The 26,590-nt window shown below is 30.2% G+C and carries 24 protein-coding genes; 15 read left to right on the plus strand and 9 right to left on the minus strand.

The genetic code is table 11. The features are described from left to right. Positions 1–24: 24 nt before the first annotated feature. Positions 25–2,940: a translation initiation factor IF-2 gene (gene infB / locus K8354_RS03740; RefSeq protein ID WP_223445466.1), complete on the plus strand. Its 2,916-nt coding sequence runs from the start codon at positions 25–27 to the stop codon at positions 2,938–2,940. 269 nt (positions 2,941–3,209) lie between these two features. Here infB and K8354_RS03745 read toward each other — a convergent pair whose 3' ends face one another. From K8354_RS03745 to K8354_RS03755, 3 genes are all read right to left on the minus strand, one after another. Further along, positions 3,210–4,055 carry an ABC transporter permease gene (locus tag K8354_RS03745; protein WP_223445467.1) on the minus strand — a complete coding sequence of 282 codons (846 nt, stop codon included), beginning with the start codon at positions 4,053–4,055 and terminating at the stop codon, positions 3,210–3,212. Between the two features lie 19 nt (positions 4,056–4,074). Then, positions 4,075–4,974, minus strand: a complete 900-nt coding sequence (locus K8354_RS03750) for an ABC transporter ATP-binding protein (RefSeq protein ID WP_223445468.1) — start codon at positions 4,972–4,974, stop codon at positions 4,075–4,077. A 113-nt stretch (positions 4,975–5,087) separates the two neighbouring features. Further along, the gene (locus tag K8354_RS03755; protein ID WP_223445469.1) at positions 5,088–5,588 is read right to left on the minus strand and encodes an IS1096 element passenger TnpR family protein; all 501 of its coding nucleotides are present in this window, start codon (positions 5,586–5,588) and stop codon (positions 5,088–5,090) included. A 71-nt stretch (positions 5,589–5,659) separates the two neighbouring features. On the opposite strand from K8354_RS03755, the gene K8354_RS03760 reads away from it, so the two are divergent. After that, positions 5,660–6,076 (plus strand): PaaI family thioesterase, encoded by a 417-nt coding sequence (locus tag K8354_RS03760; RefSeq protein ID WP_223445470.1) that lies wholly within the window; start codon positions 5,660–5,662, stop codon positions 6,074–6,076. Between the two features lies 1 nt (position 6,077). Next, positions 6,078–7,160 (plus strand): chorismate-binding protein, encoded by a 1,083-nt coding sequence (locus K8354_RS03765; protein WP_223445471.1) that lies wholly within the window; start codon positions 6,078–6,080, stop codon positions 7,158–7,160. Between the two features lie 317 nt (positions 7,161–7,477). On the opposite strand, the gene K8354_RS03770 is transcribed toward K8354_RS03765, so the two are convergent. Beyond that, positions 7,478–7,837, minus strand: a complete 360-nt coding sequence (locus K8354_RS03770) for a PUR family DNA/RNA-binding protein (RefSeq protein WP_223445473.1) — start codon at positions 7,835–7,837, stop codon at positions 7,478–7,480. A gap of 72 nt (positions 7,838–7,909) precedes the next feature. Then, positions 7,910–9,664 carry an ABC transporter ATP-binding protein gene (locus tag K8354_RS03775; protein ID WP_223445475.1) on the minus strand — a complete coding sequence of 585 codons (1,755 nt, stop codon included), beginning with the start codon at positions 9,662–9,664 and terminating at the stop codon, positions 7,910–7,912. 147 nt (positions 9,665–9,811) lie between these two features. Between K8354_RS03775 and nusB the strand changes: the two genes are divergently transcribed. The 8 genes from nusB to K8354_RS03815 all read left to right on the plus strand — a co-directional run bounded on the left by nusB (position 9,812) and on the right by K8354_RS03815 (position 16,359). Continuing rightward, positions 9,812–10,750, plus strand: coding sequence for a transcription antitermination factor NusB (nusB, locus tag K8354_RS03780; protein WP_223445477.1), 939 nt, complete (start codon positions 9,812–9,814; stop codon positions 10,748–10,750). Positions 10,751–10,801: 51 nt separating this feature from the next. Then, positions 10,802–11,269, plus strand: a complete 468-nt coding sequence (locus K8354_RS03785) for a DUF1573 domain-containing protein (RefSeq protein ID WP_223445479.1) — start codon at positions 10,802–10,804, stop codon at positions 11,267–11,269. A gap of 4 nt (positions 11,270–11,273) precedes the next feature. Further along, complete coding sequence (gene yajC / locus K8354_RS03790) at positions 11,274–11,597, plus strand: preprotein translocase subunit YajC (RefSeq protein ID WP_223445481.1); 324 nt, start codon at positions 11,274–11,276, stop codon at positions 11,595–11,597. A gap of 103 nt (positions 11,598–11,700) precedes the next feature. Beyond that, complete coding sequence (locus K8354_RS03795) at positions 11,701–12,642, plus strand: CdaR family protein (protein WP_223445484.1); 942 nt, start codon at positions 11,701–11,703, stop codon at positions 12,640–12,642. After that, the gene (gene coaE, locus K8354_RS03800; protein WP_223445486.1) at positions 12,643–13,242 is read left to right on the plus strand and encodes a dephospho-CoA kinase; all 600 of its coding nucleotides are present in this window, start codon (positions 12,643–12,645) and stop codon (positions 13,240–13,242) included. It abuts the gene before it with no gap. Between the two features lie 115 nt (positions 13,243–13,357). After that, positions 13,358–14,914, plus strand: coding sequence for a sensor histidine kinase (locus K8354_RS03805; RefSeq protein ID WP_223445488.1), 1,557 nt, complete (start codon positions 13,358–13,360; stop codon positions 14,912–14,914). Positions 14,915–14,926: 12 nt separating this feature from the next. After that, positions 14,927–15,628, plus strand: coding sequence for a response regulator transcription factor (locus K8354_RS03810; protein ID WP_223445490.1), 702 nt, complete (start codon positions 14,927–14,929; stop codon positions 15,626–15,628). Between the two features lie 110 nt (positions 15,629–15,738). Continuing rightward, entirely contained in the window at positions 15,739–16,359 is a 621-nt protein-coding gene (locus K8354_RS03815; RefSeq protein WP_223445492.1) for an L-threonylcarbamoyladenylate synthase, read from the plus strand. A gap of 298 nt (positions 16,360–16,657) precedes the next feature. On the opposite strand, the gene K8354_RS03820 is transcribed toward K8354_RS03815, so the two are convergent. Beyond that, positions 16,658–17,656 (minus strand): glycosyltransferase family 2 protein, encoded by a 999-nt coding sequence (locus tag K8354_RS03820; protein WP_223445494.1) that lies wholly within the window; start codon positions 17,654–17,656, stop codon positions 16,658–16,660. A gap of 172 nt (positions 17,657–17,828) precedes the next feature. After that, positions 17,829–18,272, minus strand: a complete 444-nt coding sequence (locus K8354_RS03825; RefSeq protein ID WP_223445496.1) for a type I restriction enzyme HsdR N-terminal domain-containing protein — start codon at positions 18,270–18,272, stop codon at positions 17,829–17,831. A gap of 113 nt (positions 18,273–18,385) precedes the next feature. On the opposite strand from K8354_RS03825, the gene holA reads away from it, so the two are divergent. After that, positions 18,386–19,387 (plus strand): DNA polymerase III subunit delta, encoded by a 1,002-nt coding sequence (gene holA / locus K8354_RS03830; protein WP_223445498.1) that lies wholly within the window; start codon positions 18,386–18,388, stop codon positions 19,385–19,387. Between the two features lie 114 nt (positions 19,388–19,501). Here holA and K8354_RS03835 read toward each other — a convergent pair whose 3' ends face one another. Beyond that, the gene (locus K8354_RS03835; protein WP_223445501.1) at positions 19,502–22,639 is read right to left on the minus strand and encodes a VPS10 domain-containing protein; all 3,138 of its coding nucleotides are present in this window, start codon (positions 22,637–22,639) and stop codon (positions 19,502–19,504) included. Between the two features lie 186 nt (positions 22,640–22,825). Beyond that, positions 22,826–23,893 (minus strand): methylmalonyl Co-A mutase-associated GTPase MeaB, encoded by a 1,068-nt coding sequence (meaB, locus tag K8354_RS03840; RefSeq protein WP_223445503.1) that lies wholly within the window; start codon positions 23,891–23,893, stop codon positions 22,826–22,828. A gap of 92 nt (positions 23,894–23,985) precedes the next feature. Between meaB and K8354_RS03845 the strand changes: the two genes are divergently transcribed. The 3 genes from K8354_RS03845 to K8354_RS03855 are packed head-to-tail and all read left to right on the plus strand — an operon-like array spanning position 23,986 to position 26,510. Beyond that, positions 23,986–24,543 (plus strand): RNA polymerase sigma factor, encoded by a 558-nt coding sequence (locus tag K8354_RS03845; RefSeq protein WP_223445505.1) that lies wholly within the window; start codon positions 23,986–23,988, stop codon positions 24,541–24,543. Continuing rightward, positions 24,527–25,108, plus strand: coding sequence for a hypothetical protein (locus tag K8354_RS03850; protein ID WP_223445507.1), 582 nt, complete (start codon positions 24,527–24,529; stop codon positions 25,106–25,108). Before K8354_RS03845 ends, K8354_RS03850 begins: the two co-directional genes overlap by 17 nt. Then, positions 25,089–26,510, plus strand: coding sequence for a hypothetical protein (locus tag K8354_RS03855; protein WP_223445509.1), 1,422 nt, complete (start codon positions 25,089–25,091; stop codon positions 26,508–26,510). Before K8354_RS03850 ends, K8354_RS03855 begins: the two co-directional genes overlap by 20 nt. Positions 26,511–26,590: the final 80 nt, after the last annotated feature.

The raw sequence follows: 26,590 nt of genomic DNA on the forward strand, positions 1-26,590 counted from the left end.
CAATTATAAAGTTAAAAAGAATTTATGTCTGTAGGCAAAACAATGAGGCTTAATAAAGTATTAAGAGAGTTAAACATTTCTCTAGATAGAGCAGTAGAATATTTAGCAAAGAAAGGTCATGAAATAGAGGCAAGACCAACCACTAAAATTTCTGGTGATATCTATCAAGTTTTACAAGATGGCTTTGAAACAGATGCAAACAAGAAAGCTGCATCTAAAGAAGTTGGCGAAGAGAAACGAAAAGAGAAAGAAGCGATTCGTTTAGAAATTGAAGCTAAATTAGAGAAGAAAAGAGCGGAAGAAGAAGGTAAGAAAGAAGAAGTTCTTAAGGCTAAGGCAGATAAGTTAGAGTTTAAAACTGTTGGCAAAATAGATATTGACAACATTGGTAAAAAACCTGTTGATGTTGTAAAGGAAGTTAAAGAAGAACCAAAGCAAGAAGTTCAAGAGGTTTCAAAAGGATCTAAAGAAGTTGTTGTCGATGTACCTAAAGTTGAGGAAACTATAAAGGTTGAAGAGGCAAAAACGGAAGAAACTCCTAAAGTTGTAGAAACTAAAGTTTCCGAAACTAAGGTTGCCCAAGCAACTGCTCCAGTAGTGGAGGCTCCAAAAGTTAAAAAGACATTTTCAGAAATTGAAAAAGTAGCTTCTAGAGCAGTTTCCAAATCAGACTCTAAAAAGGATGATAAAAAAGTAGAAGCGAAATCAGAAGAGGTTACTGCAGAAAATGCAGAAGCGATTAAAACGCAATACAAAAAGCTAGAGGGCCCTAATTTTACTGGTAAAAAAATTGATTTAAAACAATTTGAAAGACCTAAAAAGAAAAAACCAGAAGTTAAAAAGACTACAAGCTCAGATGCTAAAAAGAAACGCAAGCGTATTAGTAAGCCTGGAGCAACTGGCGGAGTAGGAAGACCAACAGGAAATAGAGCTGCAGGAACAAGAAGCCCTGGAACAAGAACTCCAGGAACAAGAAGTCCTGGTTTTAGAGGAGCAAGAGGAAATACTAGAACTTCTCCAGTAAAAAAAGAAGAACCAACAGAAGCAGAAATCCAAAAACAAGTAAGAGAAACTCTTGAAAAACTTCAAGGAAAATCTTCTAGAGGAAAAGGTGCAAAATATCGTAGAAATAAAAGAGATGCTCGTAAGGAGCAAACAGAAGCAGAACAAGAAGCACAAGCATTAGATAGCAAAATTTTAAAGGTAACTGAATTTGTTACTGTAAGTGAAGTTGCTACGATGATGGATGTTCCTGTAACAAATATTATTTCGGCATGTATGTCATTAGGAATGATGGTTACCATGAATCAGCGTTTAGATGCTGAAACATTAGTTATTGTTGCCGAAGAATTTAATCATAAGGTAGAGTTTGTAGGTGCTGAGGTAGAAGAATCTATTGAAGAAGTTGAAGACAAACCAGAAGATTTAATTGTACGAGCGCCAATTATTACAGTAATGGGGCACGTAGATCATGGAAAAACTTCTCTTTTAGATTATATTAGAAAAGCAAATGTTATTGAAGGTGAAAGTGGAGGTATTACGCAACATATTGGAGCATATTCAGTAAAAGTTGGCGATCAAAAAATAGCATTTTTAGATACACCAGGTCACGAGGCTTTTACAGCGATGAGAGCTCGTGGGGCACAAGTAACAGATTTGGTAATTATTGTAGTTGCAGCAGATGATGATGTAATGCCACAAACAAAAGAGGCAATTTCTCATGCGCAGGCTGCGGGAGTTCCGATCATATTTGCAATTAATAAGATCGATAAACCAAATGCCAATCCAGATAATGTAAAAACACAATTATCTCAAATGAATTTGTTGATTGAAGAATGGGGTGGAAATATTCAATCTCAAGATATTTCGGCAAAAACAGGAGAAGGTGTTCCTGAGTTGCTAGAAAAAGTACTGTTAGAAGCAGAAGTTTTAGAATTAAAAGCAAACCCTAACAAAAATGCAGTGGGTGCTGTTGTAGAAGCTTTACTGGATAAAGGAAGAGGATATGTTTCTACAATATTAGTACAAGCAGGAACTTTAAAAATTGGAGATTACTTGTTAGCAGGTAAACACAGTGGTAAAGTAAGAGCGATGTTTGATGATCAAGGACATAACTTAAAAGAAGCCGGACCATCAACTCCGGTATCTATTTTAGGTTTAGATGGTGCTCCGCAAGCAGGAGACAAGTTTAATGTTTTTGATGATGAAAGAGAAGCAAAACAAATTGCATCTAAACGTTCTCAATTACAACGTGAGCAATCTGTAAGAACTCAAAAAACATTAACACTTGCAGAAATCGGAAGACGTATTGCACTTGGAGATTTCAAAGAGTTAAATATTATTTTAAAAGGAGATGTAGATGGTTCTGTAGAGGCATTAACAAATTCTTTCCAGAAATTATCAACAGAAGAAATTCAAGTAAATATTTTACATAAAGGTGTTGGAGCTATTACAGAAAGTGATGTCTTACTAGCAACAGCTTCAGATGCAATTATTGTTGGGTTTAATGTTCGTCCGCAAGGAAATGCTAGAACAATAGCAGACAAAGAAGAAGTTGATATTAGAACATATTCTATTATTTATGATGCAATTAATGACTTGAAAGACGCCATGGAAGGAATGCTATCTCCTGAAATGAAAGAAGAAGTTACCGGTAATGTAGAGATTAGAGAAGTGTATAAAATTTCTAAAGTTGGTAACATTGCAGGTTGTATGGTCATGTCTGGTAAAATATTTAGAGATTCTAAAATTAGAATTATTAGAGACGGAATTGTAGTTCATGACGGAGTTTTAACCTCATTAAAACGATTTAAAGATGATGTTAAAGAAGTTGCAAAAGGATATGATTGTGGACTTCAACTTAAGAATTACAATGACATTGAAGAAGGTGATGTTATTGAGGCGTATAAAGAAGTGGCAGTTAAAAAGAGGTTAAAGTAAAATTTAATTTTAGAAGCATAAAAAACTCCAAAACAATATATTGTTTTGGAGTTTTTATGTTTAGAAGTTAGCGCTATTTCAATGTAATTCCAAATTTGTTACTATAACATAACTTTCTCCTCTACTTTCAGTACTGTAAATTACAAAAGATCTCAAACGGTTTTAATTTTAAGAATTCAATTTAATCAATTAATTTTTTATTGCGGAAAGTATTGACAATCCGCCAAAATATCCTCCTGTTTTATGTTTAGAATTACCTTTCATACAGATTATAAATCTCTTTTCAATAACAATCTGTAAGACAGGTAGATAAATATAAAAGTCCAAAAACAAACTATTAAAATTGTTGTAAAATCGACAGCATAACTTTTTGTAAATATTTCACCCATTGTGTTGGCTGCAGATCTAACTGCACCTAGTCTAGAAATTGGTTCTTTAATTAAATTAGCCATCGCTTCTAAAGGTAAAAATTGCATGATGGAATCAACAGTTTCGCTTGTTTTTTCTGAATTTTGAAAATTCCAATATAAGAAACCTTTAAAGATACTTTCTAAAATCAACCAGACCAACATAGCACCGATTGCAAAAGCAGAACGCTTTACAAGAATTCCTAAAAATAAGCCAAAAGAAAAGAAACCAACTAATTTTATGAAGAATGCTAATAAATATTCTAAATCAGAAACTATGATTGCAAATTCATTATAATCAGAATAGACCAAACCTAAAACCAAAGAAACTATAAATACAAAAATGGTTGAAATAAAGGCAAAAGCGATTACTGTATAAAACTTAGAGAGTATAAATTCTTTTTTACTTAAACCATCAATTAAATTTTGTTTTAAAGTTTTGTAACTATATTCGTTAGACATCATAGAAACAATAACGAGCAATAAAAAGAATTTTAAAATGGAAGCTACATAGGTGTTAAAATGCCATATATAAGGAAAATTAAAGATTCCTGCATCTGCTAAATGTAGTTTAAAATCGCCAAATTCGAATTTTATAGAGGCTATTAGGGCGATGGAAGTGAGCAGGCCAAAATAGATAATAGTGAGTACTTTACTCGCTTTATTATATTTTAATTTATGAAATTCTATAGTAAGTAGTCTTAACATAACTTGCGGGTTTCGTTGATTATTTATTGTTGGTTAAATCTAAAAATTGTTGTTCTAAGCTAGGTTTACGTTTTATTAAATGTGATAAAACAATGCCATTTTCAAACAAATAAGTATTTATTTCTGTGGATGAAATTTCACGATTTAAAGTTGTAATAATAGTTTCATGATCTTTTGTGATTTTACCAATTGCAGGATGGTTTTCAAGAAGGGTAATCAACTCTTTTTCTTGTTTCTCTACTTTTAATTCTAATAAACCGTTAGAAGCCGTCATTTCATCTACGCGACCAGCATATAATTTAATTCCTTTTCTGATGACTACAACATGAGAGCACACTTTTTCAACTTCATCTAAAAGGTGAGAAGCTAATAAGATTGTTGTACCACTTTTAGCAATTTTTATAATGATTTGTCTTATTTCATGAATTCCTTGCGGATCTAAACCATTGGTGGGTTCATCTAAAATTAAAATTTCAGGGTCATTTAATAGTGCAGATGCAATAGCCAAACGTTGTTTCATTCCTAAAGAAAAAGTGCTGAACTTGCTATCTTTTCTATCAAATAGATTTACAGTTGCTAGTTTTTCATCAATTTTTTCTGTGGATATTTCCTTTATTTTACAAATTAAAGCTAAATTTTGCGAAGCAGTCATGTAAGGATAAAAGTTGGGGCGCTCTATAATAGCACCAACTTTCTTTAAAGCTTCATGTGTAGATAGGTTGCCATTAAACCAATAGAACTCACCTGAAGTTCTATTTACAACATTTAAAATAATACCTAAAGTAGTCGATTTTCCAGAGCCATTTGGACCTAAAATTCCATAAACATTTCCTTTTTGAATATCAAAAGAAAGATTATTTACAGCATGGACAGCTCCGTATTTTTTATCGAGATTTTTAAGAGATAAGATAGTTTCCAAAGAAATTGATTTAGTCGGTTATAATAAATAAGACGTCTAAAATACAATTTTGTTACTTAAAATTTTTCATTTAATAGAGAAGCAGTGAAATAAAACAAGTTTAAGCAATTCAATTAATATTCATTGTAATTAAAATCATCAAAATGACCAAATTCGTCATCAATATCACCTTCATCACCGAAATCATCATTTAACTCGTCGGCAACGAATTCTTTTTCAGGTGCTTCGGCAGGAATATCTCCAACAACTAAAATGGTTTGTGGTAAATCGTCTCTTTTTTCTGGTAATATTTCTATCACATCTACATAAAAAGTCCACATTTTTAAAAAATCATATACGTAAATAAGTTTATTGTTTATTTCAGGTAGTGTATCTGCTAGCATGCAAGACTGCATAGAAATGTCCTCACCAGCTTCAGCCATGTTAAACAAAGGTATTTCTTCACCTTGATTCCATTCATCATCTGTTCTATAAAAAGAAGCCATTTCTTGCCCTTCAAAACCAAATGAAGATGCAATTGCCACATGTAAACTTTCTAAATTAATATGATCATCAACTAAAACAGTTCTAATTACATCTTCTTTAGAATCTAAAATAACGCGTATTTTGTACATAAAATCATTAGATTTAAGATGACAAAAATACAATAAATTATGCGTATTTTTACCCTTTAAACGTTACTTTGATGGATAAACAAAAAACCCTAATTGCCTTAAATAGTTTAAATAAAAATACACTCATGGAAACTTTAGAGATAGAGTTTGTTGATGTAGGTGAAAATTTTGTAACTGCAAAAATGCCAGTAAACTCAAAGGTTTATCAACCTTACGGAATTTTACATGGAGGCGCAACGGCTGCTTTAGCAGAAACTGTTGGTAGCTGTGCATCTGCTCTTTTTGTAGATACAAAAACAAAAATTATTAAAGGAATTGAGTTGAGCATTAATCATTTAAAAAGTAAAAAAGAGGGGATTGTTTTCGGAATTGCGAAACCAATTCATAAAGGAAGAACAACACATTTATGGGAAATTAGAATTGTGGATGAAGATGATCAACTAATTTCCATTTGTAAATTGACGAATATCGTTTTAGACAAAAAATAGATTGAAAATTTTTAATAAAATAACAACACATTATCATAAAGAATTACCTTTTGTAGTGTATCGAAAACCGAATAAAAACACGATTAATGGTTTTTTTATGCAGGATGATGAACTTTTTTTTATTGATGATTTCTCTGAATCAGGGTTTGTTTTTGCGCCGTTTGATGCCAATGAAAAAGCAATTTTATTTCCTTTAAAAAAGGCAGCATTTATAGCGGAACCAATTGCTCTACAATCCATTATTTCTAATAAAAAGAAATTTTTAGTGGATGAAGTTTCAAAAGATTATCATATTCAATTAGTGAAAAAAGTAATCGATGAGATCAATACAACCGATTTAAAAAAGGTAGTGATTTCTAGAAAAGAAGAAATTCATATTTCTGATTTTAATATTTTGGAAGTGTATCAAAAATTATTAGAAAATTATAAAAATGCTTTTGTATATGCCTGGTTTCATCCAAAAGTTGGTCTATGGTTGGGCGCAACACCAGAAACACTTTTACATATAGAGAATTCCGTTTTTAAAACAATGTCTTTGGCAGGAACACAAGTGTATCAGGGAGACTCTGAATTAAAATCTTCACAAATAAAAAATGTGGTTTGGAAAAATAAGGAGCTAGATGAACAGCAGTTGGTTACCGATTTTATAAAAGAGCAGGTAAAAGATATTTCTACAAATTTAAAAATAGACAAAACGAAAACCGTACAAGCCGGTAATTTGTTGCACTTAAAAACATTAGTCAGGGGGAGTTTAGATAAAAAATCAACCTTAAAAGAATTAATTAGGGCTCTGCATCCAACACCAGCAGTTTGTGGTTTGCCAAGAAATAACGCTAAAAAATTCATTTTAGAAAACGAAAATTACAATCGCAGTTTTTATACAGGCTTTTTGGGGGAAGTACAGATGTATCATCAAAATATACAGCTTAAAAACTCTTCGCTATTTGTGAATTTACGCTGTATGGAAATTCAAAATAATAGAGCTTTTGTGTATGTTGGTGGCGGAATTACAAAAGATAGTGATGCTGCGAGAGAGTGGGAGGAAACTGTTTCTAAAAGTAAAATAATGAAAAAAGTTTTATAATACCATTTTAGACAAATAATGCCGCAATAAATCGTTTCTTTTCCGCTTACTTTTTATTGAAAAAAATGACCTTAACGAAAACTGTGCTAATTATTTTTTAATTTTAATGAATCAAAAAATAATTCAATTTATTTACATGGCATCATAAACCTAAATTTGTGTAAAATATAAAAACCGTAAACAGAAGTTTACGGTTTTCAAGTAAATGTAAATTGAATTAATCGCATTTAAAAAGTCTTTTATCTGCATCCAAACTAGTCATAAAAGATTTTTTCATTGCGCAAACAAGCAACTAATGAGAAAATATTCTTAGGCTTTTAAATGTCGTCAAAAGAAACATCAGTAAAACTTTGTGCCGACTTTATTTCTCCAGAGTTTTCTTCTTTTTTAAAATCTTTTTGATGACGTTCGCTAATTACTTCGTCTCCTTTTTCAGTAACTATATAATCCGTAGCTTTTTGCAACATTTCATGAAAATCTGCAAAATCTTCCTTGTATAAATATATCTTGTGTTTTTGATAATGGAATGTGCCATCATCATGTGTAAACTTTTTACTTTCTGTAACCGTTAAATAGTAATCATCTGCTTTTGTAGCTCTTACATCAAAAAAATAAGTTCTTCTTCCTGCTCTTAATACTTGTGAAAAAATTTCTTCTTGTTCAATTCTCTCTGCCATAATCTTTTTGAATAATTGTTTATTTTTATACTTACAAATCTAATAAAATATTTTATGTAGCAACGATAAAGATTAATTTTCTTTTTCTAAAAGTTGCTGTTCATATAAGTTTTTATAATATCCTTCTTGGGTTATAAGTTGATTGTGAGTTCCTTGTTGTATAATTTTACCATCATCTAAAACAATAATTTTATCCGCATTTTTTGCTGATGAAACTCTGTGACTAATAATAAATGTAGTTTTGTCTTTAGATACTTTTTCTAAATTTGCCAGTATTTTTTCTTCTGTTTCTGTATCTACGGCAGACAAGCAATCATCAAAAATTAAAATTTTAGGATTTTTAATTATAGCTCTGGCAATAGAAACTCGTTGTTTTTGTCCACCAGAAAGTGTTACGCCACGCTCGCCAAGAATCGTTTTATAGCCGTTTTTAAAGGCAACGATATTGTCATGTACCACCGCATTTTTTGCCGCGTTTATAATTTCTTCTTCGGTAGCTTCTTCTTTTCCGAATTTAATGTTGTTCCCAATGCTATCAGAAAATAAGAACGGATCTTGAGGAACAAAACCAATTTGACTTCTTACATCATTTAAATTTGCTTCCTGAATAGGAGTGTCATCTAAAAAAATTGTGCCTTTTGTTGTGTCATATAATCTAGAAATTAGTTCAATAATAGTTGATTTTCCTGAACCCGTATTTCCTAAAATAGCCAAAGTTTCGCCCTGTTTTACAGAGAAATTAATATTCTTTAAAGCTGTAATATTGGTATCATCATAAGTAAATGTTACATTTTTAAAAGTAACATTACCTTGTATTTTGGTGGTCGATAAATTTTTGTTTTTAATTTCTGGAACCTGATTTAAAAATTCATTTATTCTTGCTTGTGATGCTTCTGCCTGTTGTACCATAGAAGTTACCCAGCCCACTACGGCTACTGGCCAAGTTAAAATATTTACATATAGTATAAATTCTATGATAACACCAGCTTTAATTTCTCCGTTTATATATTGATTTCCACCGACATAAATAACAATTAAGTTACTGATTCCTATTAATAAAAGCATCAAAGGGAAAAAAAGTGCATTTGCTTTTTGTAAATCAATGTTTTTTTTCATGCTTTCATCAGAAATAACATCAAAATCTTTAATAATTAAGTTCTCAATTCCGTAGGATTTAACAACATTTATCCCTGAAAAAAACTCTTGATTAAAGGTGGTTAATTTTGATAAATATTCTTGCACAATGGTACTTCTTTTATGAATAACCTTGCTTAAAGTAAAAATAGAAATAGATAAAAGCGGAAAAGGAATTAGGGTATATAAAGTTAATTTTAAATCTACTCTGGCCATTTGAGAGAATCCTACCACAAAAAGTACAATCATGTTCATGGTATACATAATGGCAGGCCCCACATACATTCTTACTTTAGAAACATCTTCACTAATTCTATTCATTAAATCACCCGTTCTATTCTTTTTATAAAAATTGAGTGATAATTTTTGGTATTGTTGATAAATTTCATTCTTTAAATCGAACTCAATTAATCTTGAAGTAACAATAATGGTTTGACGCATTAAAAAAGTAAGAAACCCGCCCAATAAAGCAACACCAATAATAATGAGTACATTTATCAAAAGCTCATGTTTTACTTGTGCTAAATCGGTTACTTTATTATTTATATAATCTTCGACAATGTTAAAAGATTCTCCAATAATTTTAGGAACTTGTAACGCTAATAGTTTGGATAAAATTGTTATGAACAAACCTATTAAAATTCGCCATTTGTATTTAGAGAAATATTTGTTTAAATATTGTAATGCTTTCAAAGAAAAGTGAGATTAAAAATAAGCTACGAATATACGGGTTTCAGAAAGATATTTTTTCTTAAAAAAGAATTAAAAAAGTAATGATGAGAAACTAAATTAATACTATTTTTGCCGAGCAATTAAAAGTAAATTTTATAAGTTCTTATTATGATTAACAGAAGACATATTCGAGTTAAAGTAATGCAATCTGTATATGCCATGCAGCAATCTCATAATGATGACATTATTAGAGAAGAGAAATTTTTGAAACATAGCATCTTAAAAATGTTCGATTTATATGTTTTAAATATTAGACTACTCGTTGAAGTACAAAAACTAGCCGCAAAAAAAATAGCACTTTCCAAAAAGAAAATTCTTGCTACTCAAGAAGAATTAAAGCCCAATACAAAATTTATTGATAACAAATTAATCAATGCAATTGCAGAAAGTATTAGTTTAGAAAGTTATTTAGAAATGAATAATTTAAAAAACTGGGAACAAGAAAAAGAATATGTAAGAATTATCTTTGAAGAACTTCAAAAAAGTGATTTGTATAAAAAATACCTAAATACTTCAGAAGATTCCTTTAAAGTCGATAAAGCTTTTGTGATTGATTTTTTCAAAGAAATTATTGCGCCAAATGAAAAGCTAGCAGATTATTATGAGGATATTATGATTTCTTGGGTTGATGATATTCCGTTTGTAAATACATGGGTTGTAAGATCGTTAAATAAACAAAAGAATAACACAACTTTTACACTAGGTGTATTATATAAGGACACTGATGATGAGCAATTTGTGTCTGATCTTTTTAGAAAAACGATTTTAAAAGAGAAAAGCTATGAGCAAGATATTACCGATAAAACGCCTAATTGGGAAACCGATAGAATTGCAGATATCGATATGATTCTCATAAAAATGGCCATGACTGAATTCATTAATTTTCCGTCAATACCAACCAGAGTAACTATTAATGAATATATAGAAATTTCTAAAGATTACTCGACAACCAAGAGTAGTTATTTTATAAACGGGGTTTTAGATAAAATTTCTAAAGAATTTACAAAAGAAAAAAGAATTGTTAAAATAGGTAGAGGTTTATTGTAACGATATTGTTAGACTACGATTTATTTGTTATTTTTGCACAAATTTAATACCATGAAAAAAACAATAATATTATTTGCCTTTGTAATTTCTTCAAGCTTATTTATTGCTTGCGGAAACGGGACAGGTAACGCCACTTCAAAAATTAACAAAGAAAATTTAGAAACGGCAAAATCTAGAGATGTGGAAATTAAAAATGGTGCAGCCTCTATTTCTTTTGAAAGTACAGAATATAATTTTGGAACAGTAAATGAGGGCGATATCGTTGAAACTACTTTTAAATTAACCAACTCTGGTAAAACCGATTTAGTCATTACAGATGCTAAAGTAACATGTGGTTGTACAGTGCCGGTTTGGCCTAAAAAACCTATTAAACCAGGTCAAACTGAAGACATTAAAGTAAAGTTTAACACTAATGGGAAACAGAATAGACAGCAAAAAAATATCACTTTAATCACAAATACAGCAACTGGAAGAGAAATTTTAACTCTGAAAGGTATGGTAACGCCAAAAGCAAAATAACAATATGTTTTTAACAATAGTATTACAGGCCGATACAGGTGCCGGAAGTTTAATGTCATTTTTACCCTTTATAGCAATGATTGCGGTTTTATATTTCTTTATGATAAGACCACAAATGAACCGTCAGAAAAAAGAAAAAGTATTTCAAAAGGAAATTAAAAAAGGAGGAAAAGTGGTTACCTCTAGCGGTATTCACGGAAAAATTGTAGAAATTAATACAAATGATAATACCGTAACGATAGAAACAGGCGCCGGAAAAATTAAGTTTGAACGTTCGGCTATTTCAATGGAGTTGAGTAAGAAGTATTTAACCCCCGAAGTAAAGTAATTATTTTTATTAGAAAATAAATAAGTGAGCTTTTTCTTTTTTAAGACAAAGCTCATTTTTTTGTTTATTAGCTTTTCAGTAGCTTGCACTAAAATTTATCTTCTTGAAAACAAAATCTAAGAAAATACCAAAAACATTTATAAGTTTTTTAATCATCTCTTTTTTAATTTGGTTTTTGATTACATTTTCTAAAGAATATGTTACTGTGGTTACTTATCCTGTAAGTTATGAAAATATACCTCAAAATAAACTTTTACAAGAAACACCCATATCAGCAATAGATATTTCTATAAAAGCATCAGGATTTAAAATTTTAAGAACTAAATTTAAGAATAAAGTTATACAGTTAGAAGCTTCTGAATTGCAAAAAAAGAAGGCTGAAAATTTTTATCTTTTACCAAGAAATCAGACTAATAAAATTCAAAAACAACTATTATCTGGCGTTGTTTTACAAGAGATTATTCAAGATACTATTTATTTAAATTTAGGAGTATTAAGTTCTAAAAAAGTAGCCATAAAACCAAACTTAGAAATTAATTTTCATATTGGTTACGATCTTTTAGACGAAATATCTGTAAAGCCAGACTCTATTGTTATTTCTGGTCCGGAAGCTAAACTTCAAAAAATTAATTACCTTAATTTAAAAAAATTATCTTTAAAGGATGTAAAAACTGATTTTAGTAAGCAGGTTGCAATCATAAACCCAGAAGCACAAAATAGTTTACATATTAACAAATTAAAAGTTACAATTGCTGGCAAAGTAGATAAATTTACAGAAGGAGTTTTGCAAATTCCGTTTACAATTAAAAATTTACCAGAGAACACGAGTTTAACTATTCTTACAGAAAAGGTAGAGATCGTTTATATTGTTGCATTATCTAATTTTGCCAAAGTTTCTGAGGCTTCTTTTAAAGTGGAATGCGATTTTGCTATTTCTGAAAAGAATAATTTAGGATATTTAATACCTAAAGTGATTGCAAAACCGAATTTTATCAAAAGTTTTAAAATTGTACCAGCTAAAATAGATTTTTTAATTCAAAAATAAATGATGATTGTTGGTTTAACAGGGGGTATCGGAAGTGGTAAAACTACGGTTGCTAAACTCTTTTCTGAGTTTGATAATGTAGCTATTTATATTGCTGATTATGAGGCTAAAAAATTAATGAACTCATCAAAAACTATAAAAGACAAATTAATCAAAGAATTTGGTGAATTGGCTTTTATAAATGATGCTTTAAATAGAAAATATATAGCAGAAATAGTTTTTAGAGACAAAGAAAAATTGGCAAAACTAAATGCGATTATACATCCAGAGGTTAAGAAACATTTTGAAAAATTCGTGAAAATTAATAATAAAAAGAATTATATTATTTACGAGAATGCCATTTTATTTGAAACTAAAAGTAATCTAATATGCGATGTTATAATTACCGTTTATGCGGATGTAAATACTAAAATTCAAAGAGTTATTGCTAGAGATTCATCAACAAAAAAAGAGGTTTTAAATAGAATGAAAAATCAATGGCAAGACTGTAAAAAAATACTGCAATCTAACTATATAATTTATAATGAAAACCTTGATGAAACCCGAAAGCGGGTTCGTGAAATTCATAATATTTTAACAGGAAAAGCTTCGATATTTTAAATATACTTAAGATTTTTGTTAAATTACTCTTAAATTTATTCCTTTTTTGTTAATCTACGTTAAAAACAAGAATTCCAATTTTTTATTAACTTAACTTTGATATATGGGCAAAAAAATGTTTGTTCTTATTGTTGGTTTAATGAGTATTTCCTTGATAGGAATTATCTCTGTACAACTCTATTGGATTAATAATGCAGTAGAGAGTAAAAAAGAACAATTTAAGAATGATGTACAAAAATCTTTGGGGAGGGTTATTGAAAGAATCAATGAAAATAAAGATCAACAAATTGAAAATGTAATTCAAGATATTTTATCAAGAGAAACATTGGCAGATAATGCGGAACTTAAAAATTATTTGTTTCAACAAATTGATACCACGAACAATAGAAAAATTACTTATGGAACTACAATTTTAGAAGAAAATTTTGAAATTCCTTTAGACTTTTTGGATAATGAAACTGTTATTTTTAAAAGAGTTTCTGGTAAAAAAGATTTTTTTCAAACTAGTTTTATCAAAGATGAAGATCATATTTTTAATTCTGGTGATGAAAAACGCTACTCTTTTGTAGGAAGAATGAAAAAGTATGAAGATTTTCAATTTTCTGAATTCAGAAAAGAATGGCAAAGAAAAATCCCTTTAAATCAAAGAATTAGCAACAGAGAATTAAATGAAACGATAAAAGATGAATTAGAAAAAAGGAATATATTTTTAGATTTTAAATATGGTGTGTATGGTATTGATGGCTTAGCAACAAAACTAAAATCAGGTTATTATACAGTGAGTCAGAAAGATAGTTATACCTATCCCTTATCTTTTAATGACAATGACAATCCTGATTATATCTTGCATATAGAGTTTCCAACAAAAAACAAGCATATTTTATCAGGTATTTCTAACATATTACTGCTTTCATTATTTTTTATTTTTATTATTATCGTAGCCTTTTCAAGTTCATTATACCAGTTAATAAAACAGAAAAAAATATCAGAAATAAAAACAGATTTTATTAATAATATGACACACGAGTTTAAAACCCCAATTGCTACGATCAATTTAGCTTTAGACTCCATTAGAAATCCAAAAATTATAAATGATAACGAAAAAGTTTTGCGCTATGTAAATATGATTCGTGATGAAAATAAAAGAATGCATACGCAGGTAGAAAATGTATTACGAATTTCTAGATTAGAAAAAAATCAGTTAGATATTGCGAAAGAAACTGTAGATGTTCATGATATCATAGAAGATGCCATTACACATGTTAGTTTATTGGTAAATGATAAAAAAGGAACAATAGAGAAGCATTTTCATGCAATTACAACTGAAATTTCTGGAAATGAATTTCATCTTACCAATGTTGTAGTTAACATATTAGAGAATGCAATAAAATACTCTGTAGCGCCTCCAAAAATTAATGTTTACACAGAGAGTATGAATAAGTTTTTTATTATTAAAATAAAAGACGAAGGAATTGGAATGAGTAAAAGTGTTCAGAAAAGTGTTTTTGATAAATTTTATAGGGAGCAAAAAGGAAACATTCATGATGTAAAAGGTCATGGTCTAGGATTAGCTTATGTAAAAGAAATTGTTGAAAAACACCACGGAACAGTGTTCGTAGAAAGTGAAAAAGGAAAAGGAAGCATATTTACAGTAAAATTACCTTTAATTTAAAAAGTTTATAAAATGGGAAGTAAGAAAATTTTGTTAGTAGAAGACGATCCAAATTTTGGAACCGTTTTAAAAGATTATTTAGCGCTAAATGATTATAATGTTACGCATGCTAAAGACGGAATAGAAGGTTTAATTATGTTTAAGAACAGCGATTACGATTTGTGTATTTTAGATGTAATGATGCCTCGTAAGGATGGCTTTTCATTAGCACAAGATATTAGAGTAACCAATAAAGAAGTGCCAATTATTTTTTTAACAGCCAAAACATTAAAAGAAGATGTTTTAAAAGGTTATTCAGTTGGTGCAGATGATTATTTAAATAAACCTTTTGATTCTGAAGTTTTGTTGCATAAAATAAAAGCTATTTTACAGCGCAAAGGCGCTGATAAATCAACAGAATCAGAGCAGTTCGAATTTAATATTGGTTCATTTTTCTTTAACTCTAAGCTACGTCATTTATCGGTGGGCAAAGATGGCGTGCCAAGTAAATTATCGCCTAAAGAAAGTAAGTTATTACGAATGTTGGCAATTCATAAAAATGATTTAATGCCAAGAGAGTTAGCTCTTACAAAGATCTGGAGAGATGATAATTACTTTACCTCAAGAAGTATGGATGTTTATATCGCAAAGTTGCGTAAATATTTAAAAGAGGATGATGCTGTAGAAATTTTAAATATTCATGGCGAAGGTTTTAGATTGGTAGATAAAACCTAAAAAAGATTCAATTCCCTAAAAATAAGTAAATAAATATCAATTGTGTTTTTAATTTTTGGTAAAACACAATTGTTATTCTTTAAAATTAATATTTATTATATTTTTATGTTATGGCAGAGTTTATTAAAATATATCCGGAAAACCCTAACCCTAAAGAAATTGACAGGGTTGTAAAAGTGCTACGAAATGGTGGCTTAATTATTTATCCTACAGATACTGTTTACGGTTTGGGTTGTGATATTACGAATACAAAAGCACTAGAAAAAATTGCGAGAATAAAAGGGGTGAAGCTTGAAAAGGCAAACTTTTCTTTTGTTTGTTCAGATTTAAGTAATTTATCAGATTACGTAAAGCAAATAGACTCACCAACTTTTAAAATTTTAAAAAGGGCCTTACCAGGGCCTTATACCTTTATTTTACCGGGTAGTAATAGTTTACCAAAATCTTTTAAAAAAAGGAAAACAGTAGGAATTCGTATTCCAGATAATAACATTGCAAGGTCAATTGTGAAAGCTTTGGGAAACCCAATTGTTTCTACTTCTATAAGAGATGATGATGATATTTTAGAATATACAACAGATCCTGAATTAATTTTCGAAAAATGGAAAAACTTTGTAGATATCGTTATTGATGGAGGTTTTGGTGATAATTATGCTTCTACAATTATCGATTTAACAGATGATGAGCCTCAAGTGATCAGAGAAGGAAAAGGTAGTTTAGAGATACTTTAAAAACTCCTTTTTTCCTTCAGATATTGCTCGGAAATTAAAAGGTTACTAATCAAATACTTGTAAAACTTTTGTTATAAAAGTAGTTGTTTTAGGAAGCATTTAAAGCAAAATTCTGATAACCTTTTATTTTTGGGCTTTCATACCTTTGTCATGTAAAGTTTCGGAAATAAAATGCATTTTTCCATTTGTATATCAACTAAGAAAGAAGCAGTATAGCTCTTTTTACTGTCATTTTTTTAATAAAAAGTAAGCGAAAAAAAATAACGATGTATAGTGGTATTATGTAATTACATTGGCATTACTCTAAATCTTTAAATTTCTTTCTGCCCAGCACAAAATATTGCCAAACAATGCTTGTATGTGCATGGTAATTTTGACTTTTAAATAGTGCTTTTCGCTTTTCTAAGAATTTAAAAAAGTTTTTGTAGAAACTAAAGTGAGCTCTTAAAATTGCCCAAACATGTTTTAGTTTTAATTCCAATAAAAACTTTAAAGCAGAAATTCCGTCTAAAATTAAACGTGAAAAAATGACAAATAAAAACCATTTTTTAGGTACATTTTTCACGATGCTAAACAAACTATTTCTAAAATTTAAAAATGTTTTCTGCGGATTGGTTTCTTGTAAAGTTGCTCCACCAAGGTGAAAAACAGTTGAAGTTCCAACATATTTTACTTTATAACCGATGTTTTTAGTTCGCCAGCATAAATCAATTTCTTCTTGGTGCGCAAAATAATCTTCATCAAAACCATGCAATTTATGATACACTTTAGAGCGTATACAGAAACATGCTCCTGAGGCCCAAAAAATTTCTTTAATATCATTAAATTGTCCTTCGTCAGTTTCTAAATCTTTAAAAATACGTCCTCTGCAATAAGGATATCCATATAAATCGATAAATCCACCCGCAGCCCCTGCATATTCAAATTTCTTTTTATTCTTAAAATCTAATATTTTTGGTTGAATAATTGCAGTTTGATCATCATTTTTAAAAATTTCTAAAATGGGAGACAACCAGTTTTTGGTAACCTCAATATCAGAGTTTAGCAAGCAATAAATATCGGCATCTATAAATTGAAGTGCATCATTATAACCTTTTGCATAGCCACCATTTGTGGTATTTTCTATAATTTTAATCGAAGGAAAAAATGTTTTAATGTATTGAATAGAGGTGTCTGTAGATGCATTATCTGCCACATAGATAGTAGCTTCTTGCGAACTATACTTTACGATAGACGGCAAAAACTGCTCTAATAATCTTTGTCCGTTCCAATTTAATATAACAATGGCTGTTTTCAAAGTTGCGAAATTACATTTTATAAATTAATATCATTTTAATTTTATCGAAAGAAACCTGTTTAGACCAATTAAATTTAATCGTTATGATCATTGCTACTCCTTTAACAATCTAAGTGAATAATTTGTTTTTTTCTGATACTTTAGCACTAAATGTGTTATAGTAGCTCAAAAGTTACCTATAACTAGGAATCTCTTTCAAAAAAACATAGGTTTCTTTTTCAAAGTCCATTTTGCAATAAAAATGTTCTAATCCATTCGTTACAATTAAATAATTAGCTTTTAATTTTAAATTATAACGAGCAATTTGATCAAAAGTATCTTGTTTAATTTTAATGGAGGGTGCTTTACATTCAACAATAATTTCATGGTTTCCATCAGAATTAAACACTAAAATATCGGTTCTTTTTTTACGATGATTAATTGTTAACTGTTTTTCTACTGCGATTAAAGAAATTGGATATTTTTTTTCATCAATCAAAAACTGAACAAAATGCTGACGAACCCATTCTTCTGGCGTTAAAACCAAATACTTTTTTCTCAATTTATCAAAAATAAGCATCTTATTTTCGCTACTTTTGAGTTTGAAATTATAAAAAGGTAGATTGAGTTTTTGCATGCGATAAAAGTATAAAAATTACTTTTAGAAAAATGTATATTTATCTAAAGTAATCATTAAAATAGAAATCCATAAGAGTTTCCTTTTCTATAGAAAGGATAAATGATATGCCTATGAATGAAATAAGAACCATTCTTTCAGATATTAAAAAAGGAAATATAAAACCCATTTATTTTTTAATGGGTGAGGAGCCTTATTATATTGATATTATTTCTGATTATATTGAGAAAAATGTTTTAGAAGAATCAGAAAAGGGTTTCAACCAACAGGTGATGTATGGTAGAGATACCGAAATTGAAGATATTATATCTACTGCTAAACGGTACCCAATGATGGCAGAAAGGCAGGTTTTAATTATTAAAGAAGCACAAGATTTAAGCAGGCATATAGACAAATTAGTGGGGTATGCAGAAAATCCGCAGCCAACTACGGTTTTAGTATTGAACTACAAATACAAGAAATTAGACAAGCGTAAAAAATTACATAAGGCAATTGCTAAATCTGGTTTGGTCTATGAAAGTAAAAAATTATATGATAATCAGGTTGGAGATTGGATTCTCCGTGTTTTAAGCGTTAAAAAATATAAAATTGAGCCAAAAGCTTCTCAAATGTTAGTAGAATTTTTAGGCACAGATTTAAGTAAAATAGCGAATGAATTAGAGAAATTAATGTTGATTCTGCCCAAAGGAAGCATCATTAGTGATAAAGATATTGAGGATAATATCGGCATTTCTAAGGATTTTAATAATTTCGAACTTAAAAAAGCAGTAGGCGAAAAGAACATTTTAAAGGTAAATAGAATTATCAATTACTTTGCAGAAAACCCTAAAAAGAATCCCTTAGTAATGACGATTTCTTTGTTGAATAATTATTTTACCCAGTTGTTATTACTGCATGGATTAAAGGATAAATCTAAAAGTTCAGTCGCCAAAAACTTGGGTGTAAATCCTTATTTTGTTGATGAATACTTTTCGGCAGCAAAAAATTACCCGATGCGAAAAGTAGCACAAGTAATCGCCTTTCTAAGAGATGCAGATGTAAAGAGTAAGGGGGTTGGAGCAAGCCAATCTCACCGAGATCTTTTGAAGGAGTTACTGTTTAAAATATTGCATTAAAAAACACCTCATTTTATTTAAATACCTCAAAATGGAATAGTTTACTGACTAAAAAAGTAAACGAAGAATTGGTGAAATTGCATTTTTGAAAGTTTTCAATTTATTGACTGTTTTTTATTTGATTTTTAAAGCTCCAATACCATGGTTCCAAAGTAAGCGGTTATATGCCGGAATGTCGATATTGATAAGTTCTTCAGATCTGTTTTTTAATAAGGTCCATTGTTTGTTGAGCTCTTTGAGTCGGTCTTTGGAAGCCTGATTTACTTTTGGCAAATCACTGTCATTTTGGTTCATAAGAAAGATGTATTCTGCAGTAAATTTATTCGGAAAATTCTCTACATCATCATAAGCTTTTGATTTACGTTGTACCATCTCTTCATCCCAAGTTTTTAATTTTTGGAGAATTACATTTCCTTTAGATTTTACTTCGTTATATTTTTTGTGTTCGGCTAAATCCTTTAATATAAATGCAATTTGATCTTGAACTTTCTTTAAGTTGTTCACTCTCATGTGCATTTCTGTTAAGTTTGCTTCCGTTTTGGTTTTAAATTCATGCGTTTCTTGATACTCTTCGGCAGTTACATCGTACAATGGGTTTTGCAATATTTTAAAAGACACTTCAGCGGTTTGTTCTTCTTGTTTTAGAATCGCGGTATATTTGTTTGGCATGGCTTTATGACCTCTAAAAGATCCTTCAATATAAGCGGTTGGTGCACCAGGTAAACTGTTATATCTCATGTCCCACACAAAACGATTAAGTCCTGCTTTATTAGATAATAGGGGCTCAGGAGATGGGCCTCCAGGATATTCTACATATTTAACATCGGCTTTAGAGCTAAGGGTTCTCACCAAATTCCCGTCTTTATCGTTAATCTCTAAAGTTAATTCTGCATCCTTAAATACAGTTGGTAAATTGTAATAAAAAACAACACCATTCGCAGGGTTTACTCCTTCAGAATCATCTGTGCCATCAAAGTTTGTAGAGTTACCATTTAATTGACTAGACCAATTTCCGATAATAGCATCTGCTGGTTGAAGCAATGAAAAAGAGTTATCAGTACCGTCAAACTGTCGTAATAATTCCAAATCATCTAAAATCCAAAATGATCTTCCCATGGTAGCAACATTCAGATTGTCATGGCTTATTTTTAAATCAGTAATCGGGGTTGTAGGCAAGTTTAATTGAAACGACTGCCATTTTTTTCCACCATTCCATGAAATATACATGCCTAATTCTGTGCCAGCAAAAAGCAAATCTTTTCGCTCGGTATCTTCTCGAATTACCCTTGTGTAAGCTCCCATTGGAATACCAGCACTAATATTCTTCCATGATGTACCATAGTTTGTCGTTTTATAAAGTGCAGGGGTATAGTCATTAAATTTGAATCGTGTTGTTGCGATATAGGCTGTTGCTTTGTCGTGTGGAGACACTTCAATAGAATTAATCAAAGTTTCGGGTAGATTTTTTGGTGTTACATTAGACCAAGTTTTTCCACCATTTTTGGTTAATTGCAAAACGCCATCATCTGTCGCAGCCCAGAGAACTCCTTTCTCAAATGGAGACTCTACAACATAAGATAATGTGCCATAGTTTTCGGCGCCCACCGCTTCGTTTGTATAAGGTCCGCCACCTTTTCCTTGTTTTTCCTTTTCATTGTTGGATAAATCTGGTGAAACTTCCGCCCAATTAGTTCCCTTATCGCTAGTTTTCAATAACATTTGAGCTCCATGATAATACGTATCTGGTTCGTGTTGAGACCAAATAATGGGAGCATTCCAATTGTATCTGTATTTCATATCTTTAGAATCTCTGCCCAGATATTGAATAGGAGCAGCCATAATTTGAGTACTAGCTTTTGCTTTTGTATCCAGTATTTCAATAGTTCCTAAATAACTTCCACCCATTACATATCTCGGATTGTTAGGATTAAAAGCTAAAAAAGCACTTTCTCCTCCTGCTGAGGCCGACCAATTCTTTCCACTAATTCCGCCGCTACCTAAAGATAAACTACTAATTTTTACAGAAGAATTGTCTTGTTGACCACCATAGATATTATAAGGAAACATATTATCCGTATTTATTCTATAAAATTGTGCTGTTGGCATCCTGTTTTGAGGAGACCAAGATTTGGCATAATTATAAGAAACTGCGGCTCCACCATCATTAGCAATCACCATATTTTTGCTGTTGTTTGGGTTGATCCATAGATCATGGTAATCTCCGTGTGTACCTGATATTCTAGACCAATTTTTACCGCCATCAATAGAGCGTTGCGCACTTGCGTTTAAAACATAAACAATTTCTTCATTATTAGGATCGATAAATAATTCAATATAATACCAAGCTCTTTGAACAAGGCTATGATCTGAAGAGATTTTAGACCATTTTTTGCCTCCATTATCAGAAACAAATAATCCTCCTAATTCTTTATCAGAATCACTTTCAATCAAAGCATAAATTTTTTCAGAATTTGAGCGACTCACAGCGATTGCCATTTTGCCTTTTTCCTTTGGCAAGCCTTCATGTATTGTATTCCAAGTTTCTCCTCCATCTGTAGTTTTGTAAAGGCCACTTCCAACGCCTCCGCTAATTACTTTCCAAGGCTTGCGCTGATGTTCCCACATGGCGGCATACATCACTAAAGGATTGTTAAAGTCCATTGATAATTCAGAGGCTCCTGTTAAATCATTTACAAAAAGTACATTCGTCCAAGTATCACCACCGTCAGTGGATTTAAAAATACCTCTTTCTTTGTTAGGACCATATAATGCTCCCTGTGCAGCCACAAAAAGAATGTCTGCATTTTTAGGATGTATCACAATTCTAGAAATATGTTGCGTAGCTTCTAAACCTAAATGTTTCCATGTTTTGCCAGCATCTGTAGATTTATAAACACCATCTCCATAAGAAGTCATGACGGCTCTAGGTGCGTGTTCGCCCATTCCTACGTATACAATGTTTGGGTCGCTTTCAGAAACTGCAATGGCTCCAACAGAACTTGTTTTAAAAAATCCGTCTGAAATATTATTCCAAAGCTGCCCACCATCTTCTGTTTTCCAAAGTCCACCGCCCGTATTTCCCATGTAATAGGTTAAAGGATCTCCTACGACACCGGATGCTGCAACGGATCTACCACCTCTAAAAGGGCCAATATTTCTGTATTTTACAGATTGAAAAATTGAATCTATGGATTGAGCGAAAGTTGCTGTACCCAAAAAGAATATTAGTAAATAGAATGTGATTTTTTTCATTGTCTTCATATTAGATGTAGTAAATTTTGTTTTAAATAAAATCAAATTAAAGCTGAACAAAAATCAATTAGATCTTATTTAAGCCAAATTATATTTGAGTGAATTTTGCGGAAACCTAAAATTGTTTTCATATTTTATATTGATAAATAGCTAAGATATAGGGAAATAAATTCAGAAAAAAACAAATTATAACTCCAACAATTTTTTAGCCGCTTTAAAAGGAGTAGTTTTTAAATTTTCTAAATTTTGTATTTCTTCCTGTAATGCTAGTTTTATAATCGGGTTTTGATAAAAATTATCTTTTAATTGTTGATTAATTGTAGATAACAACCAATATTTATTCTGTTCATTTCTTTTTTTATCAAAATAAGAATTCTCTTTTGTCAAAGCAATATAACGAGCAATCATGGTTTCAATTTTATCAATACCTATGTTTTTTAACGCACTTGCTGTTAAAACTTTAGGTTGCCATTTGCTTTCTTTTAAAGGATATAAATGCAAAGCTCTATTAAATTCTACTTTGGCAATTTTAGCATTTTTTTCATTTTCTCCATCTGCTTTGTTAATGACGATAGCATCAGCCATTTCTATAATTCCGCGTTTAATTCCTTGCAATTCATCACCGGCGCCTGCCAATTTTAATAACAAAAAGAAATCGACCATAGAATGCACCACAGTTTCAGATTGCCCAACGCCAACGGTTTCAATAATAATGGTATCAAAACCAGCAGCTTCGCACAAAATAATACTTTCGCGTGTTTTTTGAGCAACCCCACCTAAAGAAGTACCGGAAGGGGAAGGCCTGATAAATGCGTTTTTATCAGTAACTAATTGCTCCATCCTTGTTTTATCACCTAAAATAGAGCCTTTGTTCACAGAACTACTTGGGTCTACTGCCAAGACGGCAACTTTTTTTCCTTGAGAAGTTAAATGTTTACCGAAAGCTTCAATAAATGTACTTTTTCCAACACCCGGAACTCCAGTAATTCCGATTCTTACAGAATTATTTGCATACGGCAAGCAGCGTTCTAAAATTTCATTTGCTTTTTTTTGATGATTACTATTTGTACTTTCTACCAAGGTAATGGCTTTGCTTAAAAAAGTAATATTTCCGTCTAAAATTTTAGAAACAAATTCATCTACAGTATGTTGTTTTGCTCTACTGCGTTTTATTTTTTCTGCACTAAAAAAACTGGTTGTTGCTGGTTTAGAAACGCCATCGTTTTCATGCAAAGCAGATTGTTTTTTATCCATTGTAAAAGTTAATTTGTAAATTTAAAGATAAATAATCGAATCTTTTTGCAACATCGCTAAAAATGTATCGTCTTTAGCATAAGAATGATTGAATGAAACCGACCAAACAATTACATCAAACGATTATTGACCAGTGCAAAAATAATAGTGCAAAGGCGCAAATGCAATTGTATAATTTATATGCAAAAGGGATGTTTTTAGTTGCATTTAGGTATGTAAAAGATAAGTTTTTAGCCGAAGATATCATGCAAGACGCATTTATAAAAGCCTTTAAAAATATTGATTCCTATAAAAATGAAGTGGCTTTTGGTGCTTGGTTAAAAAGAATTGTTGTGAATCAAAGCATAGATCAATTAAAGAAAAATAAACTAGAAATAGTTTCTATAAATGAGGAGATTACGATGACAATAGAAAATGATCATTGGCCAATAGAAAGTACTTTTTCTACGGAGAAAATTGTACGTGTAATTAATGATTTAAAAGAAAAGTATCGATTGGTTTTAACGCTGTATTTACTAGAAGGATATGATCATCAAGAAATATCAGAGATTTTAAATATTACAGAAAATACATCCAGAACTCATTTGTTACGAGGAAAAAAATTATTGAAAGAACAATTAAAAGACACGAGTTATGCAGCAAGATATTAGAGAAAAATTAAAAGATTATAAAGAAGAAAACATAGAATTATCTTCTAATCATAACAAGAAGTTCGAAAAATTATTGATGCAAAAAATGCATCAAGAAAAGCCAAAAAAGAGCAATTTTAAATGGTTATCTATTGCTGCTTCTGTTGTGTTACTCGTTAGTTTGGCAATACAGTTGTATCCATCTAAAGATAGAGAATATACAAATGAGTTAAAAGATACTGAAACAAGTTCAGCACAAAAAGAAATTAGTTTAGGAAGCATTTCACCAGAATTTAACACCATAGAAACTTATTATACAAACAGTATAAATCTAGCAATTAGTGAGTTAGAAGTAACGGAAAACAATAAAGAAGTTTTAGAAGGTTACTTAAACAAAATTGCAGAATTAACACAAGAATACAAATTATTAACCAAAGAGCTCAATACAAAAGGGGTTAATGATGACACTATAGATGCATTGATGAGTAATTTACAATTACGCTTACAGCTGTTACAACGTTTGAAAAAACAATTAAAACAACTTAATAATTTAAACAAAAAACACCATGAGACACAAGTTTTATAAAAATGTAATTACTGCCATTGCTTTCTGTTTTTTAGGAACAATAGAGGCGCAAAAAGTTGAAAAGAAATTCACAGAAAATTTTAAAGTAAACAAAGATGTAGAAGTGGCTATTAATGCTACGAATACAGAAATTAATGTAATTACTTGGAACAAGAATGAAGTACAAATAGATGCTTTTATTGAAATAGAAGGAATGGCAAAAGAAGATGCAGAAAAGTATATAAAAAATTGGAATTTTGAAGCTTTAGGTAATAAAAAAAAGGTGCAAATTACCTCTAAAGGAAATAACGCTTTTGGTCTAAAAAATGATGTTGTTTTTTTTAATAATATGGATTTTAATTTTGAGATACCAGAAATTCAAATACCAAATTTCGATTCTATTGTAATACCAGATATGAATTTTGACTTCGATTTTGATTTCGATTTCGATTTTGAGACCTTAGAGGAGTTAGAAGAAAATATGGAAAAAAAAGGTGAATACTCTTTTGAATTCCATAATGGAGATGACCATATTGTTATTAAAACAAAAGAAGAATGGGAGAAATTTAAAAAAAGTAAGAAATATGATGAGCTCAAAGAAACATTTAAAAATACAGGTTCTAAATTAAAAATAGCTTTACAAAACTCAAAAAAAGAGATGAAAGCATTAAATAAAGAACAGTTAAAAGCATCTATAAATCAAGCAAAACTTCAAATTAAAAACATAGATGTAAAAGAACTTCAAAAAAGTTTACAAAAAGCCCAAGAAACGCTAAAAAATATGAGCTTTAACTTTAGTGGAAAATCTAATGACTTAACCATTGATGGAAAAAAAATAAAAATTAAAAAAAGGCTTGAAATTAAAGTTCCAAAATCGGCAACATTCGATTTAAACACGCGTCATTGTAAAGTAAAATTACCAAATACAGTGGCTTTTGGTAACGTAAATTATGGCACTTTTGATGCAAATAATTTAAACGGAGGTAAATTAACTATTAATTATTCTCAGGTTACGATTAACGATTTAAATGCCTGTACCTTATTTTTAAACAACGTAACTGATGCTAAAATAGCATCAGTTACCAATTCAACTATGAATAATAATTCCTCTGGAGTAAATATTGTTCAAATAAATGAAAATACAGTTATTTCAGATAAATTTGGCAAATTAAATATTGAAAATATAATTACTAATTATAATGAATTTATTCTTGATTTAGATTATTCTGAAGCTACTATCAATTTGTCTAATATTATTAATAAACTTACTTTTTCAGCTACTACAATGGAATTACCTGTAAAAGATATTGATGGTCAAAGAAAAACGGTGTTTAGTGGATTTATTAATGCAAGTGATAAAAATAGTACTATAAAAATAGAAGGGAAAAACAGTGAAATAACAACAATTAAAAGAAATTTGTAATAAAAAAGCTGCTTTTTAAAATTACCAAACTTCTCACAAATTCCATTTCTTTATTCTTCTTAAAGTGCCTATCTTTATGC

This window comes from Polaribacter litorisediminis, assembly GCF_019968605.1.
Classification (GTDB): Bacteria; Bacteroidota; Bacteroidia; order Flavobacteriales; family Flavobacteriaceae; genus Polaribacter; species Polaribacter litorisediminis.

Excerpts from the sequence above, each read along its gene's own strand:
- infB (WP_223445466.1), top strand. The coding sequence starts at position 25 with ATGTCTGTAGGCAAAACAATGAGGCTTAATAAAGTATTAAGAGAGTTA.
- K8354_RS03745 (WP_223445467.1), bottom strand. The coding sequence starts at position 4,055 with ATGTTAAGACTACTTACTATAGAATTTCATAAATTAAAATATAATAAA.
- K8354_RS03755 (WP_223445469.1), bottom strand. The coding sequence starts at position 5,588 with ATGTACAAAATACGCGTTATTTTAGATTCTAAAGAAGATGTAATTAGA.
- K8354_RS03760 (WP_223445470.1), top strand. The coding sequence starts at position 5,660 with ATGGATAAACAAAAAACCCTAATTGCCTTAAATAGTTTAAATAAAAAT.
- K8354_RS03770 (WP_223445473.1), bottom strand. The coding sequence starts at position 7,837 with ATGGCAGAGAGAATTGAACAAGAAGAAATTTTTTCACAAGTATTAAGA.
- nusB (WP_223445477.1), top strand. The coding sequence starts at position 9,812 with ATGATTAACAGAAGACATATTCGAGTTAAAGTAATGCAATCTGTATAT.
- K8354_RS03785 (WP_223445479.1), top strand. The coding sequence starts at position 10,802 with ATGAAAAAAACAATAATATTATTTGCCTTTGTAATTTCTTCAAGCTTA.
- yajC (WP_223445481.1), top strand. The coding sequence starts at position 11,274 with ATGTTTTTAACAATAGTATTACAGGCCGATACAGGTGCCGGAAGTTTA.
- coaE (WP_223445486.1), top strand. The coding sequence starts at position 12,643 with ATGATGATTGTTGGTTTAACAGGGGGTATCGGAAGTGGTAAAACTACG.
- K8354_RS03805 (WP_223445488.1), top strand. The coding sequence starts at position 13,358 with ATGTTTGTTCTTATTGTTGGTTTAATGAGTATTTCCTTGATAGGAATT.
- K8354_RS03810 (WP_223445490.1), top strand. The coding sequence starts at position 14,927 with ATGGGAAGTAAGAAAATTTTGTTAGTAGAAGACGATCCAAATTTTGGA.
- K8354_RS03815 (WP_223445492.1), top strand. The coding sequence starts at position 15,739 with ATGGCAGAGTTTATTAAAATATATCCGGAAAACCCTAACCCTAAAGAA.
- K8354_RS03825 (WP_223445496.1), bottom strand. The coding sequence starts at position 18,272 with ATGCAAAAACTCAATCTACCTTTTTATAATTTCAAACTCAAAAGTAGC.
- holA (WP_223445498.1), top strand. The coding sequence starts at position 18,386 with ATGAATGAAATAAGAACCATTCTTTCAGATATTAAAAAAGGAAATATA.
- K8354_RS03835 (WP_223445501.1), bottom strand. The coding sequence starts at position 22,639 with ATGAAAAAAATCACATTCTATTTACTAATATTCTTTTTGGGTACAGCA.
- meaB (WP_223445503.1), bottom strand. The coding sequence starts at position 23,893 with ATGGATAAAAAACAATCTGCTTTGCATGAAAACGATGGCGTTTCTAAA.
- K8354_RS03845 (WP_223445505.1), top strand. The coding sequence starts at position 23,986 with ATGAAACCGACCAAACAATTACATCAAACGATTATTGACCAGTGCAAA.
- K8354_RS03850 (WP_223445507.1), top strand. The coding sequence starts at position 24,527 with ATGCAGCAAGATATTAGAGAAAAATTAAAAGATTATAAAGAAGAAAAC.
- K8354_RS03855 (WP_223445509.1), top strand. The coding sequence starts at position 25,089 with ATGAGACACAAGTTTTATAAAAATGTAATTACTGCCATTGCTTTCTGT.